This window comes from Methylocystis sp. NC52PC, from assembly GCF_055698645.1.
In genome coordinates, this window is record NZ_CP170127.1 from 2,946,560 (window position 1) to 2,963,888 (window position 17,329).

A 17,329-nucleotide genomic window follows, 5' to 3' on the forward strand; every position below is an offset into this window, starting at 1 on the left:
GGCTTCGAGGCGCGCGGCGTAAATCAGCGTATTGTCTAAAATGCCCGGCGCAAATAGGCGCATTCCAATCTGACGCGAGTCTTAATGTCCGAACAGCGAACCACGATTTACAGCCTTCAGGCTGGCCGCGCTCTCGCTGCGATTGCGGTGGTCGTTCACCACGCCGCGTTAGCGGCTCGTGATTTCGGCGGCGGCCTGCGATACGAAGACATATTTTCGCTCGGCTACTTGGGCGTGGATTTCTTTTTCGTCCTTTCCGGATTCATCATTTACTACTCGACTGTCGGTCGTTCCAAGAGCCCGGCGGATTACGCAAGGTCCAGGGCCGTAAGAATATACTTTCCCTATCTCCCTATCGGGCTGGCGATAGCGATACTCTATTGGCTGCTTCCCGGAGCTTCGCTGGGCGATCGCCAGTGGAATTGGCTGACAACCATCACGCTCGCGCCGATCGGCGCCCCGGCGCTCAGTGTCGCGTGGACGCTTCAGCACGAAGTCATGTTTTACGCTTTATTCGGGATTTTTTACTTTTCCGGTCGCCTGTTCTTAGGTCTATTTCTCTGGTTCGGCGCAATTGCCGCCAATGGCTTGATCGGCGCAGTGGATGTGATTCCGCTACGCCCCATCGGGCGATGTCCCGAACGATGTTGAAATAGGAGGAGCGGCGTTGCTGACCTTGAGCTTGTAGGCTCGGGGTGCTGATTCCACAGAAGGAAAGCAACGCCATGAACCAAGCTATCACATCGACGGCGATTCCCGCGAGCGCCTGGAAGGCGCAGGCGCTGGCCAACATGACGGCGAGTTTCGAGAGCTTCTGCCTTGTCTCGGGCATGGAGGCGCTGGCCGAGATGATGGAGAGCGACGCGACGGCGGCCTGCGGCCCTCGGCATGGGCGCGGCAAAGGGCGACGGGCGCATCGCTGGGGTAAGACGAGGGGCCAGATCGGTTTCCATGGCGGCAAGGTGGAGATCGACCGTCCGCGTCTGCGCGGATTTGACGGCAAGGAGTTGGCGCTACCCAGTTGGGAGGCGGCGCAAGCCGAGGATTGGCTTGGCAAATGGGCGATGAACCAGATGCTGATCAATGTCTCGACGCGCAGGTTCAAGCGTTCGGTCCGGCTGCCCGAGGGCGACGTTCCGGCGCGTAACGGGTCCGGCCTGTCGAAATCGGCGGCGTCGCGGCGGTTCGTGGCGCTGTCGGCGGCGCGGCTGCGGGAATGGATGGCGCGGGACCTCTCCGCCCTGGATTTGTTGGTGATCCAGATCGACGGCGTGCGCATGGTCGAGGACATGACCCTCGTGGCGGCGCTCGGCGTTGACGCAAGCGGCGACAAACATCCGCTCGGGCTGGTGGAGGGCGCGACGGAAAACGCAGCGACCGTGCAGGCCTTGATCGACAATCTCGTCGAGCGCGGGCTCGATCCCGCTGTTCCTCGCCTGTTCATCATCGACGGCTCCAAAGCGCTCGCCAAGGCGATCCGGGCGACCTTCGGGCGCGAGGCGGCCATTCAGCGCTGCCAGATCCACAAGGCGCGCAACATCCTGGACCGGCTGCCGAAATCCATGCATGCGTCCGTTCGCCGGGTGCTGCGTCAGGCATGGGAGATGAATGACGCCTCGAAGGCCGAGAAGCTATTGCGCAACCTCGCCCGGCGCCTTGAAAAGGACTGGCAAGGCGTTTCCGCCTCGATCCTCGAGGGGCTCGACGAGATGCTGACCGTCACGAGGCTGGGTCTGCCGCCTGAGCTGCGGCGATCGCTCGCGTGCACGAACATGATCGAAAACGTGATGGGGACGTTGCGGCGCGTCTGCCGGAACGTGAAATACTGGCGATCCCCGTCGATGGCTCTCCGTTGGGCGGGCGCAGCCATGCAAGAAGCCGCCAAGGGCTTTCGGCGGCTCAAGGCTCACAAGCAGCTCCCGATCCTGAGGGCGGCGCTCTCCGCCCGAAAGCTGAACGTCACTTCAGCCAGCTCAACTCTTGCTGATGCCGCGAGGGCAGCATAGTCTTTCAACCAGCGACGCCCGCTGCTCGCTTTTCAACAGCAAGCGGGACATCCCCCCCCATCGATCTTGAATTCCTTTTTGGCGTCGCAGCGGCTGTAATGGCGCAGCGAGGGCGATGGCATGTGGCAATGGCGCCGGCCGCGCTTATCTGCTTTGTCCTATGGGGTTTTCAGGGATTTCACCGTGAATCGTCGGTGCTTGTCGGGCTCGGGTTCGCCTTGCTCGTGCCCGTCATCGTCGCCGCTGAACGCGAACAGTGGTTGAGGATTCCCCGCACCTATATTTTCCTGGGCGCAGCGTCCTATTCGATCTACCTCTCGCACGGCTTGGCCATTTCTATCGCGGCCCGTATCCTTCATGGATCCTGGGTCATCATGATCGGGTCGACCTTAGCCGGCGTTCTTGGCGGCGTCGCCTACTACCTGGTTATTGAACGTCCAATCCTAAATCTTGCTGGGTCCAGAAAGGTCCCTGCGCGGTCCAAGGCGCGCGGCGCGATCCATGCCGACTAGCGCCGGGGCTTGAGCGCCGCGCCGACCGGTGACGTGACGGATTGCGCGCCCGGAAGGGCCCCCGAACCCCGCGCTGGCAAAATTCGCCTGCCCTTTGGAGTGGGCCCCTCGGGCCGGGCAGAGGTCATGCCGCTGATTTGACCGCCTGCCGGGTGTGTTGATCCTCGAACTGCTGGGGGCTCAGATAGCCCAGCGCCGAATGCAGCCGGCGCCTGTTGTAAATGTCGTCGATGAACCGGGGAAGGCCCTCGGTAACGTCGTCGAATGTTTCGTAAGCCATCGGATAGACTGCTTCAACCTTTAGAGTCTTCATGAAGCTCTCGGCCTTGGCGTTGTCATAGGGGTTGCCCCGCCTTCCCATCGATCCGATAAGCCCATGTTCGGCAAGCACCTCACGATAGCGCCCGGCGGCGTATTGCGAGCCGCGGTCCGAGTGATGCACGCAGCCTGGGGGCGGCTTCCGGCGCTCGATTGCGGCCTTGAGGGCGGATATCGCGAGCCGCGCGTCAATTGCGCGGCTGATAGCGTAACCAACCACGAGGCGCGACCAAGCATCGAGGATCACGGCCACGTAAGCGAAGCCCCCAACGATCGCGACGTAGGTGATGTCGGCGACCCAAAGTTGGTCAGGACCGGACAGAGCCATGTCCCTTGCCAGATTGGGAAAAATTGGCTGGTCGTGATCACTGTCAGTCGTCGTGACGTAGCGCCGACGGGTTCTTGGTTGGAGATCGTATTCGCGCATGAGTCGCCGAATTTTCTTATGGTTGACGACCATTCCTCTATGGCGCAGCTCGGCGCGGACTCGCCTCCATCCATAATTTTCACACTCCTCGCAGATAGCTGCGATCGCCTCGACAATCGCGATGTCATCCGTAGGGACCTGCCGGGTGTCGTAATAGGTCGAGCGTGCGATACCCATCAGCCGGCATCCTTCGGCAACGCTGAGCCCCCGGGGCCGACAACAACGGATGTATTCCCGCTTCTCGGCCGCGGAGTGCTTTTCAGAGCCCCCTTTAAGAACTCCAATTCGAGCGCCTGCTTGCCTACAAGACGTTCCAGGGCGGCAATCCGAGCCTCGTATTGCTGGAGAAGGTCGGCCGTCTGAGCGTCCTCGTCGAACTCGCCCGCTTCATATTTCTGGACCCAGACGCGGATCAGGTTCCGGCAGATGTCATGGCGCTTCGCTAGACCATGCAGCGTCTCTCCGGCCAGGTATTCCTGGGCGACTTGGCGCTTGAACTCGACGCTGTAGGTGCGGTGTTTGGCCATGGCTTTCTTCCTCTGAAAGCCCGGCATACCGGTCAATCGTTAAGCTCGCCTCTGCCGGCCTCAAGGGCCCACTCCACTTTGGCGAGGATTATTCTTTGCCGAAGATCAATTGCCGACGCACCCTCAGAGACAAAGGCGCCTTAGCCCCGGGAGGGTTCGATGCTCAAAAAAATTATTTTCTCCTCGCTGGCCGCCTTCGGCGCCGCCACGGCCGCTCAGGCCCAGATCAAGGCGGAGCATCCGCGCTTCTGCGTCATGAGCGTCGGGCCGACGCAGATGATGTTCAGCGCCTTTCAGGAGAACAAGACCGACGAAATCTTCTGCCAGCACATCGGCGACGTCGGCAAGACGATGATCATCCTCGACGCCAAGAGCAACGAGCTTCGGGATATGAACATCGAGGTTCGTCTGCTCAAGAACATCGGCCAGGCGGATTGGCGCGACGACCTCGACGCGACGACCGTAACCGTCCTCCCGGCAAAGAAATATCTCGAGGGGCGCGGCACCACGAGCTTCACCTACGACTTCACCAAGGAGGGCGACTATCTCGCGCTCGTGCGCGCCACGAGCGACGACGGGGCGAAGGAATATGTAGGGCAGTATTACTTCACCGTGGGCGCAAGCTATTTGCAAACCGTCGCCACGGGCGCTCTCGCGGCTGCCGTGGCTTGCGTCGGTCTCGCGATGTGGCGGCGCGGCCAGTCCGGGAAGACGGCCAAGCCGGCGCAGGCGAAGCCCGCCCCCTCAGCCGCTCGTCAGTCGTCGTAGGTTCCGCTCGACGCGCTTTTTGTAGATTGCGACGGCGCGGCCGGCGGCGTGATGCGGCTCGCCTGCGGCAAAGCTGCGGGCGGCTTCCAGAGTGGCCTCGGCGGCGGCGTCGATCTTCTCGGCGACCATCAGGGTGCCCTCGCGATTCGGGTCGACGACTCCAAAGGCCATTTTGGTCAGCCGGACGGCGATGACGGCGTTCGCCGCCACGCTCAGGACGAGCGTATCCGAAAGAAGCGTGGTCAGACCCGGCCGGTTGTCCATCTGCTCGACCTCCGCAGCAAGTCGCCGAGTTTGCGCCAGTTCGAACTGAAATGTAAAGGTCGGGCCGGGGAAAGGTTAAGCTTCGGTCGCCGGGGGATCGCCCCGCTTCCATCCCGTCCCAACAACCCCCATATTCGCGGCCATGGCGAAGTCTCCCGAAAAACCCAAGGCGGCGAAGAAAGACCCGGCGCGTCCGACGCGCGCCAAGGCGTCCAAGCCCGACGTCGCGCCGCTCGCCCCCCATCTCGCTCAATTGCTCAATCCCGCCCTGGCGCCCGGCTTTGAAGACATGGGGCAGGCGGCCTATGACGCGGACGCCGTCCCCGTCGGCGAGGACGAGCTCTCGACATGGGGGCTCGGTGCGTCGCCGCCGCAGGGCGCGGGCGTTCAGGCCACGGCGGATTCACTTGCGGAACTGCTGCGCCTTGGCGATCCGAATCTGCGCGACCGCAAGCCCTGGGTTCCGCATCGGCCGGAGCGGCCGGAAAAATCCGAGGGCGGCGTCAGATTCGAGCTTGTCTCCGACTATACGCCCAAGGGCGACCAGCCGGCGGCGATCGACGAGTTGGTGAAGGGGGTCGCGGCGCAGGAGCGCGATCAGGTGCTGCTCGGCGTCACCGGCTCGGGCAAGACCTTCACAATGGCGAGCGTGATCGCCCATACCCAGCGTCCGGCGCTGATCCTCGCCCCCAACAAGACCCTGGCGGCGCAGCTCTATGGGGAGTTCAAAAGCTTCTTCCCGAATAACGCGGTCGAATATTTTGTCTCTTATTACGATTACTATCAGCCCGAGGCCTATGTGCCCCGGTCGGACACCTATATCGAGAAAGAATCCTCGGTAAACGAGCAGATCGACCGCATGCGCCACGCCGCGACGCGCGCGCTCCTGGAACGCGACGACGTCATCATCGTCGCTTCGGTCTCCTGCATCTACGGCATCGGCTCGGTCGAGACCTATACGGCCATGACCTTTTCGGTGCAGCTCGGCGAGAAGCTCGAACAGCGACAGCTCGTCACCGATCTCGTCGCCTTGCATTACAAGCGGGTCAGCGCCGATTTTACGCGCGGAACGTTCCGGGTGCGCGGGGATACGGTGGACGTGTTTCCGGCTCACTATGAAGATCGCGCCTGGCGAATCTCCTTCTTCGGCGACGAGGTGGAGTCGATTTCCGAATTCGATCCGCTCACCGGCAGGAAGACGGTCGATCTCGAATTCGTCAAGATCTACGCCAATTCGCACTATGTCACCCCGCGCCCGACGCTCCTGCAATCGATCAAGGCGATCAAGGAAGAGTTGAAGCAGAGATTGGACGAACTCCACCGCGCGGGCCGCCTGTTGGAGGCGCAGCGACTCGAACAGCGCACGCGTTTCGATCTGGAAATGATGGAGGCGACGGGCGCTTGCGCCGGTATTGAGAATTACTCGCGCTATCTAACCGGCCGCAAGCCGGGCGAGCCGCCGCCCACGCTGTTCGAATATCTTCCCGACAATGCGCTCGTCTTCGCAGATGAAAGCCATGTTTCGATCCCGCAGATCGGCGGCATGTATCGCGGCGACTTCCGCCGCAAGGCGACGCTCGCCGAATACGGCTTCCGTCTGCCGTCCTGCATGGATAACCGCCCGCTGCGTTTCGAGGAATGGGACGCCATGCGGCCCCAGACGATCAGCGTCTCCGCGACGCCCGGCAACTGGGAACTGGAGCAGACGGGCGGCGTCTTCGTCGAACAGGTCATTCGTCCGACGGGGCTCATCGATCCGCCCGTCGAGGTGCGTCCGGCGCGCTCGCAGGTCGACGATCTTCTCGATGAAGTGCGCGCCACTTCACAGATCGGCTATCGCACGCTCATCACTGTGCTGACCAAGCGCATGGCCGAGGACTTGACCGAATATCTGCACGAGAATGGCGTGCGCGTGCGCTACATGCATTCGGACATCGACACGCTGGAGCGCATCGAGATCATCCGCGACTTGCGGCTCGGGGCCTTCGACGCGCTCGTCGGCATCAACCTCCTGCGCGAGGGCCTCGATATTCCCGAATGCGGCCTCGTCGCCATTCTCGACGCCGACAAGGAGGGCTTTTTGCGCTCCGAGACGTCGCTGGTGCAGACCATCGGCCGCGCCGCGCGCAATGTTGACGGGCGTGTGATCCTCTACGCGGATCACATCACCGGCTCGATGAAGCGCGCCATGGACGAGACCGAGCGCCGCCGCGCCAAGCAGCAGGCCTATAATCTCGAGCACAACATCACGCCCGCATCGATCAAGCGCGGCATCGCCGACATTCTCGGCAGCGTCGCCGAGCAGGATCATGTCACGGTCGACACGGGCTACGACCTCGCGCCGGGCCATAATCTCGCGGCGACGATCGCTGATCTCGAGAAGCGCATGAAGGAGGCCGCCGCCGATCTCGCCTTCGAAGAGGCGGCGCGGCTGCGCGACGAAATCCAGCGCCTGCAAAAGGCGGAGCTGCTCGCGGAGGCGAGCCCGGTGCTGCGAATTACCCTTTCCAGCAAGACGGGGGAGAGGCGGGCTGGGGGCGGCGGCGCAAGTCTGTCGACTCGCGCGCGTAAACCAACCGACGCCGATATGGGGCCGCATAATTTCGGCGGCGGCGAGGCCCGGCCCCTTGGCCGCGTCCCGCCGCGCCCCGTCGGCCGCTCATCCGGCGGCAGGCCCGGCACCCGCACGGTGAAGGGCAAACCGAAGTAGGCCGCTGCGAAACGAAGCGCTCCATGGTCGCGATGCGCGCCCTCGTCGTTTGCGGGAGCGAGGGCGGCGCGCTCAGTATTTCGTCACCAGCGGCGGCGGCGGGGGCGGCGGCGGGACGAGCGTCGGGATGACGTAGCGGAAGCCCACGCGCACGTCGTTCGAGGCGAGGTTGAAACGCTGCACCTCGCCGGGGCAAACGACGACGCCCATGCAGACGATCCTGTTGGTGTTGAAATTACCCATGTCGAGGTAGCGGTAGGCGACTTCGAGCTTCAGATTGGGCGTGACGTTGAAGGCGAGGCCCGCGCCGACTTGCCAGGCGAAATTGGTCTGCGTTCGATTGCTCGCATAGCCGAAGCCGCCTGCCGGCTGGGCGGAAATGTCGTAGAAGTTTTCGAGGAAGTTGCTCGCGAAGCCAATGCCGCCGCCGATGAACGGCGTGATGCCGTACCAGGTGCCGAGATCGAAATAAGCGTTGCCAAGGAAGACGGCGGCGCTCTGCTGGGCGTGATAGAGATCGTGGCAGCGGGCGTTGACGCCGCAGGGGGAGGCGCCCCACGCGCTCCAGATGTCGCTGTAACTCTGGATGGCGCTGTATTGTGCGGCCGTGCGGTATTCGCCCGTGACGTCGAAGCGGAACCAGCTGTTGAATTGATACCCGACGCCTGCGCCCGCGAAAGCCGCGTCGCCGATCGAATAGGCGTTGAACATCGGCGCGGGCACATGGATCGTCGGGTTGAGGAAGGTCGAGGAGACGCCGCTGATCTGATTGGCGCCGACGCCGACGTCGCCGCGCAGATACCAGCCGCTGAAATCCGGAGGCGGCGGTGGGGGCGGTGGGGGCGGCGGCAGAAGATCGGCCGCCTGCGCGCTGGCGCCGAGGCCAGCGACGACTGCGGCCGCTATGAGAAGGGCGGTTCGGCCCATGGTCAGTTCCCCTTTGCAAAACGGGCCGCGGTGCGGTCCCAGCTTATGGCCAAGCTAAAGATTGGCGGGGAAGGCTTAAGGCTGAGTTAACCTTACCGATTGAAGGACAAGCGTTTACCAAGTTTTTTTCGTCGGATCTGACCAGGCCGTCTTCCGCCCGTGGCGTCTCTGCTTCTGCGCGCTTGCTGCAGCAGTCAAGTTCAAGAATAATCGCGTCGACGGAGCGTTTCAAAGCCGAGAAGACGCCAATGGCAAACTCAAGCGCCTATTTCTCCGCGATCCCCGTCCGGGTGATCGACGCAAGCTATGCGCCGCAAGCTAGGTTCAATCCCGAGACCGCCGACCTCAACGGCGACGGCCATCAGGATCTGCTCGTCCTTGGCGCCTCTTACCCGGTCGCGGGCGCGACGTCCCCAACGCCTCAGCCCGCGGCCGTATTTTTCGGCGATGGAAACGGCGGCTTTACACGCGTCGCGGAGAGGGTCTTTCCGGCGAGTTCGCTCCTTACCGTTCACCCGCGGAAGGTCCTTTTCGCGGATTTCAACGGCGACGGTCGTTTGGATGTCTTCGTTTCAAGCCACGGATGGGACGCCTCGCCCTTTCCGGGAGAACAAAACCGCCTGGTTCTGTCGCAGCCGAACGGGACATGGGTCGACGCGACGCCGTCGCTTCCCCAATTGAGCGACTTTTCCCATTCTTCGGCGGCCGGGGACATCAATCGCGACGGGCGCGCCGACATTTTCGTCGGAAATGGCTACGCCGGGCAAAATCACATTCTGCCTTATGTGCTGCTGAATAAGGGGTTGGGCCAGTTCTTCTTGACGAGGAGCGACATCCCGACCTCGCCGGGAAACGTTCTCGACTTCGATACTTTCCATATGTTTCCAGCAAGCACGCTGGCCGATCTAAACAACGATGGCTATCCGGATCTGATCATTGGGGCTGACGCCAGCTCCGCCTATAATGGAAACACACAGTCCACGATCCTCTGGAACCGCGGTGGAGCCTTCAGTCAGGCGGATATTTCGCCGCTGCCGGCGACAAAGAGTTTCCCAACGCATATCGATCTCGATATCCAGCCGATCGACATCGATGCGGACGGATTAAAAGATCTCATTATCGTCGGGACTCAGGGGCAGCCGTTTTACGACGGCTGGTTTGTGCAGTTGCTGCTGAACAAGGGCGGCAAAACCTTTGTCGACGCGACATCGAGCCTAGTCTCGCCGACCGACGCGATGGGCGGCGCAGCCGGAAAGACCACGGGGACGCCCTGGGCGACGTGGGCGAGAGTAGGGGATTACAACAACGATGGATTTCAGGACTTCGCCCTCGAGCTTAACGGGCGGATCACGCAGTCGACGCCGCTCATTTGGCTGAACGACGGCGCCGGGCGCTTTCATACGATTAAAGTCGGCGATCTCGTCGCGCCGGGAGACGAATGGATGCTGGGCGGCGGGCATCTCATGCAAACCAAGAACGGCTACAGCTTCCTTACGTTGCAAGAATATCCAGGAAGCGGCGGGCTGATCGAGACGGGTTTGCTCGCGACAAAGCCTTTGCCCGGGGCGCCGCGTGAGACCGACGATGCCTATGTCACGGCCAAAAACACAGCGCTTCATGTCAACGCGGCGCAGGGCGTGCTCGCCAACGACACGAATGGGACGGCGAACAAACTCACGGCCTCGCTGGTTTCAGGCCCGTCTCACGGGACGGTGACCCTCGCCCCGGACGGCTCCTTCGTCTACACGCCCGAGACCGGCTTCGTGGGTTCGGACGCTTTCGCCTACACGGCGCAAGATTGGGTGGTCAGGGGGCGCGACGCGACTGTCGAGGTCGTCGTCGGGGCTCGCCCGGCGACGAGCGTGCAACAGGAAGTCCTCGGTCTCTATGCCGCGCTTTACAATCGCGCCGCCGACTTTCCCGGTCTCTCTTACTGGATCGGCCTCGTCGGCCAGCAGCCGGACGCGGCGGGCGTCACCGTCGCCAATGCGGCGCTCAAACCCGTAACGACGGCCGACGCCCAGCTGCTTGGCAAGCTCTTCGTCACGACGCAAAGCGCCTACTTCGACCAGACTTACGGCAGCCTCAGCGACAGCCAGTTCATCAACGCGCTGTATCAGAATATTGGCGGCAACGCGGGCGAGTCCGCGGGCGTCCAATACTGGTCCGGGCAACTCGCGACGCTCGAGGCGCAGGGGCTTTCTGTGCAGAACGCCCGCGCGCAGATCGTCGGCCAATTCGTGCAGGGCTTTATTGGTTACGATCTCACGAGCCAGCCGGCGTTCCTTACGACGGCGGAGTATCAGGCCGCCATTCAGCGCCAGACGATTTTTGACAACAAAATCGCCGTCTCGCAAAGTTACGCCAATGCGTCGAAGCAATATGGCGGGCATCTATTGGACGCACAGTCCGTCGCCGACGCGGCGTACCAAGCTGCGACGCGCGCGATTGCACATGTGACGCTGGACGGCGCGACGGTGACGACGGCGATCGGCCATATCCACTCCGCGGTGGCGGAGCACAATCTGGCGTTAATCTGAGCGACGCGACTCGCCAGCGCGTTCAGGCCGCCTCCGCAGAATCCTTCAACGCGCTGCAAACCTGCGCAACCAGCGTCTCGACCAGATCGGGGTCGTCGCCTTCGGCCATCACGCGGATCACCGGCTCTGTGCCGGAAGGACGCACGATCAGCCTTCCGCCGGCGCCGAGCCGCTCGCGGGCTGAGTCGATGGCGACGACGACTGAATCCTTTTCCAGCATCTGCTTTTGGGCGCGCACGCTTTTGAGCACCTGCGGCAGCGGCTCGAAGCAGTGGCAGACCTCGCTCACCCGGCGATTTCGGCGCTTCACCTCGGCGAGCACTTGCATGGCCGTGACGAGGCCGTCGCCGGTGGTCGAATAATCCGACAGGATCACATGGCCCGATTGCTCGCCGCCGACGTTATAGCCCGCCTCGCGCATGCGCTCGATGACATAACGGTCGCCGACGGCCGTGCGCTCCAGCGTCAGTCCCAGCCCGTTCAAATGCCGCTCGAGGCCGAGATTGGACATGATGGTCGCGACGAGGCCCGGCTTGGCGAGAAGCCCCTGGTCGCGCCAGCTTTGGGCGACCACCGCCATGACCTGATCGCCGTCGATGATGGCGCCGGTTTCGTCGACCAGGATGACGCGGTCGGCGTCGCCGTCCAGCGCAATGCCGACGTCGGCGCGTAATTCACGCACCTTGGCGCGCAGCGCCTGCGGCGAGGTGGAGCCAACGTCGCGGTTGATGTTGAAGCCGTCGGGCTCGACGCCCATGGCGATGACCTCGGCGCCGAGCTCCCAGAGCGCTTCCGGCGCGACCTTGTAGGCGGCGCCATTGGCGCAGTCGATGACGACGCGCAGCCCCTCGAAGCTCAGATTGCGGGGCAGGGTGTGCTTGGCGAATTCGATATAGCGCGCACGCACGTCGTCGATGCGGCGCGCGCGGCCGAGTTGGGTCGCGCCTGCGAGCTTGCGCGTCAAGTCGCTGTCGAGAAGCTTCTCGATCTCGGCCTCGATCTCGTCCGAGAGCTTGTGGCCGTCGGGTCCGAAGAGCTTGATGCCATTGTCTTCGAAGGAGTTGTGCGAGGCGGAGATCATCACGCCGACATCCGCCCGCATGGACCGGGTCAGCATGGCGACGGCGGGAGTGGGCATGGGGCCGAGCAGAAGCGTGTCCATGCCGACCGAGGCGAAGCCCGCGACCAGCGCATATTCGATCATATAGCCGGACAGCCGCGTGTCCTTGCCGATCACCACGCGATGGCGGCCTTCGCCGCGCTGGAACGTCAGCCCCGCCGCTTGACCAACCTTGAGAGCAAGCTCCGGCGTGATCTTTACATTCGCCAAACCGCGAATGCCGTCGGTGCCGAAATAGTGACGGGCCATCTGCTATCCTTCTCGAGGGTCAGCCAGACTCCCGGGCGCGACGTCATGAAAAACGTGTCCCGGCGCTGGCCGCAGTTTACATGGTCAGGCAATCATTTCATCTGTTGGAGAGAATCCTCGTTAAAAGGGCAAAAGAATGGAAGTCGTCATTTACCACAACCCGGCGTGTGGCACCTCCCGAAAGGTTCTGGCGGCGTTGCAGGAGGCGGGCCATGCGCCGCGGGTCGTTGAATATTTGAAGACCCCGCCGGACCGCAAAACGCTGCAGGCGGTGCTGAAGAAGATGGGGAAAAATGTCCGCGACATTCTGCGCAAGCGCGGAACGCCCTATGAGGAGCTTGGCCTCGACAATCCGGCGCTGACCGACGATCAGATCTTCGACGCCATCGAGAAGCACCCGATCCTCATGGAGCGGCCCATCGTCGTGTTCGGGGAGAAGGCGGCGCTGTGCCGGCCGGCGGAGACGGTCGAGGCCCTGATGGGGTGAAACCGCGGCGAGAGCAACGTCGCCCCTCGTGCTTCGAGACGCCGCCTTCGGCGGCTCCTCAGCATGAGGGACTTTTGATCCCAATACGAACAGGCCTCATCCTGAGGAGCCCGCGAAGCGGGCGTCTTGGAGGGGCCTCATCCTGAGGAGCCCGCGAAGCGGGGCGTCTCGAAGGATCGAGGCCGCCTCGGAGATTGTTGACGAAAAAAAAGCCCGGCGGAACCGCCGGGCTTTGATTTCTTTACACCGGGTTTGGCGACAACCCGCCGACATCGGGCTCTGGCTTGTGTCCGGTGGTCGGCACCGCGGAGCCGCGCGGCGGCTGCGGGGTCGTGGCGCTGGTGTCCTCGCGCACGGGGCGCTTGCCCTGCAGCAGCCCGCGCATCTCCTCGCCGGTCAGGGTCTCGAACTCCAGCAGGCCATTGGCCAGCGTGTCGAGCTGCGCCCGCTTCTCGGTCAGGATCTGCCTGGCCTTGTCATAGGCCTCCTGAACCAGACGCCGCACCTCCGCGTCGATCGTCTGCTGCGTCGCCTCCGAGAGGGTCTGCTGGCGGCCGAGCGAATAGCCGAGGAACTGCTCCTGCTGCGGCTCGGCGTAGGCCACGGTCCCGAGCTTGTCCGAGAAGCCAAGCTGCGTGATCATCGCCCGCGCCACCCGCGTGCACTGCTGGATGTCGGAGGCCGCCCCAGACGTCACCTTGTCGTGGCCGAAGATCAGCTCCTCCGCCACGCGGCCGCCCATGGCGATCGCCAGCATCGCGGTGAGCTGCTCATAGGTCTGCGACACCTGATCGCGCTCCGGAAGGCCCTGCACCATGCCCAGCGCGCGGCCGCGCGGGATGATCGTCGCCTTGTGGATCGGCATCGCCCCCGGCACCGTGAGCTGCACCAGAGCGTGCCCGCCCTCGTGATAGGCCGTGAGCTTCTTCTCCTCCTCGGTCATGCTGAGCGTGCGGCGTTCCGCGCCCATCATGATCTTGTCGCGGGCGTCCTCGAACTCCTGGTTCGTCACGATCCGCTTCGAGCGCCGCGCCGCCAGCAGCGCCGCCTCGTTGACGAGGTTCATCAGATCCGCGCCCGAGAAGCCCGGCGTGCCGCGCGCCACGACCTTCAAGTCCACGTCCGGCGCCAGCGGCACCTTGCGGGCGTGCACCTTCAGGATCTTCTCGCGGCCGATGAAGTCCGGGTTCGGCACCTGGATCTGGCGGTCGAAGCGGCCCGGACGCATCAGCGCCGGATCGAGCACGTCCGGACGGTTGGTCGCGGCGATGAGGATGATGCCTTCATTCGCCTCGAAGCCGTCCATCTCGACGAGCAGCTGGTTCAAGGTCTGCTCGCGCTCGTCGTTGCCGCCGCCGAGCCCGGCGCCGCGGTGACGGCCCACCGCGTCGATCTCGTCGACGAAGATGATGCAGGGCGCGTTCTTCTTGGCCTGGTCGAACATGTCGCGCACGCGGCTTGCGCCGACGCCCACGAACATTTCCACGAAGTCCGAACCCGAGATCGAGAAGAACGGCACGCCCGCTTCGCCGGCGATGGCGCGGGCCAGCAGCGTCTTACCCGTGCCGGGCGGGCCGACCAGCAGCACGCCGCGCGGAATCCGACCGCCCAAACGCTGGAACTTGCCCGGATCGCGCAGAAACTCCACGATCTCCTGCAAATCCTCCTTCGCCTCGTCAACCCCCGCAACGTCCTCGAAAGTGACGCGGCCTTGGGTCTCGGTGAGGAGTTTGGCCTTGGATTTGCCGAAGCCCATGGCCCGGCCGGCCCCTCCCTGCATCTGGCGCGACAGGAAGATCCACACGCCAAGGAAGGCGACGAGCGGCAAGGCGTTGAGCAGCAGCGTCATCAGCCAGCTGGAGCCGTCGCTGAGCGGCTTCGCGCTGATCGAGACGTTGTGGGCCTGCAGACGCGGGATGAGGTTCGCGTCATTCGGGATGTAGGTCGTAAACGGGCGATTGTCATTGAAGTGGCCCACGACCTCATTGCCCGCGATGGTCACGTCATGAACGCGCCCCTGGTCAATCTGCGTGAGCAGCTCGCTGAACGAAATGTCCCGGATCGGCGTCCGCTGGCCCGGTTGCTGGAACAGCATGACAAGCGCCACCACCAGCAGGCCAATAATGGCCCACAGGGCGAGGTTCCTGAAGTTTGCGTTCATTGCATAATCCATGAAGGAGCATGGCGCGCGGGACGATTCCCCCGCGACGGCTCCTGGTTGGAATTAATCTAGGCGCGCCCTGCTTCCTTGCCAAGAGAGACGAGGCTCAAGGTCAAGACCCTTCCGCCGCTTCGGGGGCGGGAATGCGCCGCGGCGGGGCCGGCCGCAGGGCCACGGCCGCGGGGCCCGCGTCCAGCACCAGACCTGCAAGCGTTATCCGAAGGTTACGACCGTCGGCCAAGGCCTCCGAGAGGCGCAGCGCCGCGCGCTCGAGACGCTCGAGCCGCAGCTGCGCTCCGGGCGCAAGCCGGGCGATCTCGACGGCGAGCAGTCTTTGCACAAGCTCCAGCGGCGCCTCGCGCAGCGCCGCGGCGTCGAAACGCGTCGCTTCCGATCCAGCCTCGAGAACAGCGCGGGCGCGCAGGGTCGCGGCGCAGGCGTCCAGCGCCTCGCTGGCGCGGGCGGCGCGGGCGCCAAGCCGCAGCAGCGCATCGGCGTCCAGGCCGAGCCGTTCCAGCGCCGGAGCCAATTTCCGCAGACGGACGCGGGCATAGGCGTCATCGGCGTTCGACGGGTCGGTAACGTAAGGGCGCCCGGCCGCCTCGCAGATTTCGATAAGCGCCGACTTGCGCAAGCCGAGCAGCGGCCGCAGCAAGTCGATATCGCCGCAGCGCGCGCGCGCCGCCATGCCGGCGAGGCCCGAGACGCCCGAGCCGCGCGTCAGTCGGAAAAGAATGGTTTCCGCCTGGTCGTCGGCATGGTGCGCCGTGACGATGGCGTCGGCGCCGATGCGTTTTGCACAATCGGCGAGCAGGGCGTAGCGCGCCGCCCGCGCCCGCTCCTGTATGCGAGTCGTGGGCTTCTCGCCTTCCCATTTCAGCAGATGATGTTGAAAGCCGAGCGCGCCCGCCCAGCCGCCGACCTGCTCGGCCTCCGCCGCCGACCCCTGCCGCAGGCCGTGGTCCACGGTGGCGACGGCGATCTCATGGCGGGCGCGCGCGGGCCAGTGCGCGAGAAGCAGCATGAGCGCGACCGAGTCCGGACCGCCCGACACGGCAAGCAGCAGGCTGCCATGCGAGGCGAGCAGATCGAGGGCGGGCAGGGCGCGATCAATCAAGCGTCGGCCCGCCTGGCGACGTCAGCATTGCAGCTTTTTTCTCTCGCGCTGCGCAGCCTCGCGGATCCGCGCCGCGGAGCCGGGATATTTGACGCCGATCTCATTGAAGGAGGCGCAGGCCTGCTCCCTGGCGCCCATGGCGCCGAGGGACTGGCCGAGCCGCAGCAGGGCGTCCGGCGCCTGCGCCGAGTGAGCGAATTTTTGCGAAATCTCGAGGTATCTCTCGGCGGCCTCCCGGTACCTCTCGCGCAGGAAGAAGCTTTCGCCGAGATTGAAGGTCGCGGCGGGGGCGAACTTGCTCTTCGGATTCTTGGCGAGAAAGGATGCGAGCGACTTTTCGGCCGCCTCGAACTTGCCCGCCTTGAGCGTCGTGACCGCCTCCTCATATTCCTCCTTTGGGCCCGCGGGCGCGGCGGCCGGGGCCGGTGCGATCTCCGGCGCGGCGGCGGCGGCCTGGTCGCCGACGAGCCGGCCATGGGCGATGTCGAGCGGCTGGCCCACCTCGCGCACGGGTGGCGCCGTCGTCACCGATCCGGCGGCGGTCTTCGGCGTGGTCGTCAGCGGCGCCGAGGGCGTTGTCGTGCCGATGGGCTTTGGCGCGCCGGGAGCGGTTGGGTCAGTCGCCGGATCGAAGGCGTCGCCGCGCCGCAAAGAAGAAGGCGGAGCCGCGGGCGCCGGGGCCGGGGTAGGGACGGGGGCGGCGGTGGGCGCGGGCGTGGCGGCGTGGCCCGCAACTCCGGCGTCGACGGGCCGGCCTCCGCCGTCCTTGACGGCGCGAAGCTGCTCCTCCAGCACCTGCACCTTGTGCTGCAACTCCTCGTTCTGGCCGGTCAGGCGACGAATTTCCCGCTCCAGCCGGTCGATGCGGGTCATCTGGGCGGCCGGGTCCGCCGAACCGCCGTCCGGCTCGCCGGGGGGGCCGTCGTAATCGGCCGGCCGGTTGTAGATCTGGCCCATGGATCTGCCGGGGTCTGGCCTGGGGCCGTCGTAGGGATCATAGGCCAGCGCGGCCCCCGAGCTGAGCAGGAGGGCGGCGGTAAGGGCGATGCGAGAGCTCATGGACGTGGATATGGGGATCGGACGGCCGCGCCGGAAGCCAGGCCGAATTAGCTCGTAAGTTGCATGATAGGCGCGCTTGGGGCCGAAATTGGGCGCGCCGCGTTGTCATGTCATAGACGCAAGCTTAACATTGAAAG

The 17,329-nt window shown here is 64.4% G+C and carries 15 protein-coding genes; 7 read left to right on the forward strand and 8 right to left on the reverse strand.

What is annotated here, in order from left to right:
* Positions 1-84: 84 nt before the first annotated feature.
* From ACETII_RS16320 to ACETII_RS16330, 3 genes are all read left to right on the forward strand, one after another.
* Positions 85-651 carry an acyltransferase family protein gene (locus ACETII_RS16320; protein WP_472786189.1) on the forward strand — a complete coding sequence of 189 codons (567 nt, stop codon included), beginning with the start codon at positions 85-87 and terminating at the stop codon, positions 649-651.
* Between the two features lie 74 nt (positions 652-725).
* On the forward strand, positions 726-2,006 hold the full coding sequence (locus ACETII_RS16325) for an IS256 family transposase (protein WP_472785725.1): 1,281 nt from the start codon (positions 726-728) through the stop codon (positions 2,004-2,006).
* A 128-nt stretch (positions 2,007-2,134) separates the two neighbouring features.
* On the forward strand, positions 2,135-2,518 hold the full coding sequence (locus ACETII_RS16330; protein ID WP_472786190.1) for a hypothetical protein: 384 nt from the start codon (positions 2,135-2,137) through the stop codon (positions 2,516-2,518).
* 124 nt (positions 2,519-2,642) lie between these two features.
* Here the strand turns inward: ACETII_RS16330 and ACETII_RS16335 are convergent, their stop codons facing one another.
* The gene (locus tag ACETII_RS16335; RefSeq protein WP_472788180.1) at positions 2,643-3,548 is read right to left on the reverse strand and encodes an IS3 family transposase; all 906 of its coding nucleotides are present in this window, start codon (positions 3,546-3,548) and stop codon (positions 2,643-2,645) included.
* Positions 3,440-3,790: a transposase gene (locus ACETII_RS16340; RefSeq protein WP_036280074.1), complete on the reverse strand. Its 351-nt coding sequence runs from the start codon at positions 3,788-3,790 to the stop codon at positions 3,440-3,442. The genes ACETII_RS16335 and ACETII_RS16340 overlap by 109 nt, the downstream gene beginning before the upstream one ends.
* Positions 3,791-3,949: 159 nt before the next feature.
* Here ACETII_RS16340 and ACETII_RS16345 point away from each other — a divergent pair, with 159 nt between their 5' ends.
* The gene (locus ACETII_RS16345) at positions 3,950-4,558 is read left to right on the forward strand and encodes a hypothetical protein (RefSeq protein ID WP_472786191.1); all 609 of its coding nucleotides are present in this window, start codon (positions 3,950-3,952) and stop codon (positions 4,556-4,558) included.
* Here ACETII_RS16345 and ACETII_RS16350 read toward each other — a convergent pair.
* Positions 4,535-4,822 carry a hypothetical protein gene (locus ACETII_RS16350; RefSeq protein ID WP_472786192.1) on the reverse strand — a complete coding sequence of 96 codons (288 nt, stop codon included), beginning with the start codon at positions 4,820-4,822 and terminating at the stop codon, positions 4,535-4,537. The genes ACETII_RS16345 and ACETII_RS16350 overlap by 24 nt on opposite strands.
* A 142-nt stretch (positions 4,823-4,964) precedes the next feature.
* Here ACETII_RS16350 and uvrB point away from each other — a divergent pair, with 142 nt between their 5' ends.
* Positions 4,965-7,532, forward strand: coding sequence for an excinuclease ABC subunit UvrB (uvrB, locus tag ACETII_RS16355; protein WP_472786193.1), 2,568 nt, complete (start codon positions 4,965-4,967; stop codon positions 7,530-7,532).
* Positions 7,533-7,604: 72 nt separating this feature from the next.
* Here uvrB and ACETII_RS16360 read toward each other — a convergent pair whose 3' ends face one another.
* Positions 7,605-8,459 (reverse strand): outer membrane protein, encoded by an 855-nt coding sequence (locus tag ACETII_RS16360; RefSeq protein ID WP_472786194.1) that lies wholly within the window; start codon positions 8,457-8,459, stop codon positions 7,605-7,607.
* Between the two features lie 248 nt (positions 8,460-8,707).
* On the opposite strand from ACETII_RS16360, the gene ACETII_RS16365 reads away from it, so the two are divergent.
* Positions 8,708-10,999 carry an FG-GAP-like repeat-containing protein gene (locus tag ACETII_RS16365; protein WP_472786195.1) on the forward strand — a complete coding sequence of 764 codons (2,292 nt, stop codon included), beginning with the start codon at positions 8,708-8,710 and terminating at the stop codon, positions 10,997-10,999.
* 22 nt (positions 11,000-11,021) lie between these two features.
* On the opposite strand, the gene glmM is transcribed toward ACETII_RS16365, so the two are convergent.
* Entirely contained in the window at positions 11,022-12,368 is a 1,347-nt protein-coding gene (glmM, locus tag ACETII_RS16370; protein WP_363347769.1) for a phosphoglucosamine mutase, read from the reverse strand.
* 136 nt (positions 12,369-12,504) lie between these two features.
* Here glmM and arsC point away from each other — a divergent pair, with 136 nt between their 5' ends.
* Entirely contained in the window at positions 12,505-12,855 is a 351-nt protein-coding gene (gene arsC, locus ACETII_RS16375; protein ID WP_472786196.1) for an arsenate reductase (glutaredoxin), read from the forward strand.
* Positions 12,856-13,096: 241 nt separating this feature from the next.
* Here the strand turns inward: arsC and ftsH are convergent, their stop codons facing one another.
* From ftsH to ybgF, 3 genes are all read right to left on the reverse strand, one after another.
* Positions 13,097-15,016 (reverse strand): ATP-dependent zinc metalloprotease FtsH, encoded by a 1,920-nt coding sequence (gene ftsH, locus ACETII_RS16380; protein WP_363347773.1) that lies wholly within the window; start codon positions 15,014-15,016, stop codon positions 13,097-13,099.
* Between the two features lie 112 nt (positions 15,017-15,128).
* Positions 15,129-16,133, reverse strand: coding sequence for a tRNA lysidine(34) synthetase TilS (gene tilS, locus ACETII_RS16385; protein WP_472786197.1), 1,005 nt, complete (start codon positions 16,131-16,133; stop codon positions 15,129-15,131).
* A gap of 21 nt (positions 16,134-16,154) precedes the next feature.
* A complete protein-coding gene (ybgF, locus tag ACETII_RS16390; protein ID WP_472786198.1) occupies positions 16,155-17,192 on the reverse strand; it encodes a tol-pal system protein YbgF in 1,038 nt (345 codons plus the stop codon).
* Between the last annotated feature and the right edge of the window lie 137 nt (positions 17,193-17,329).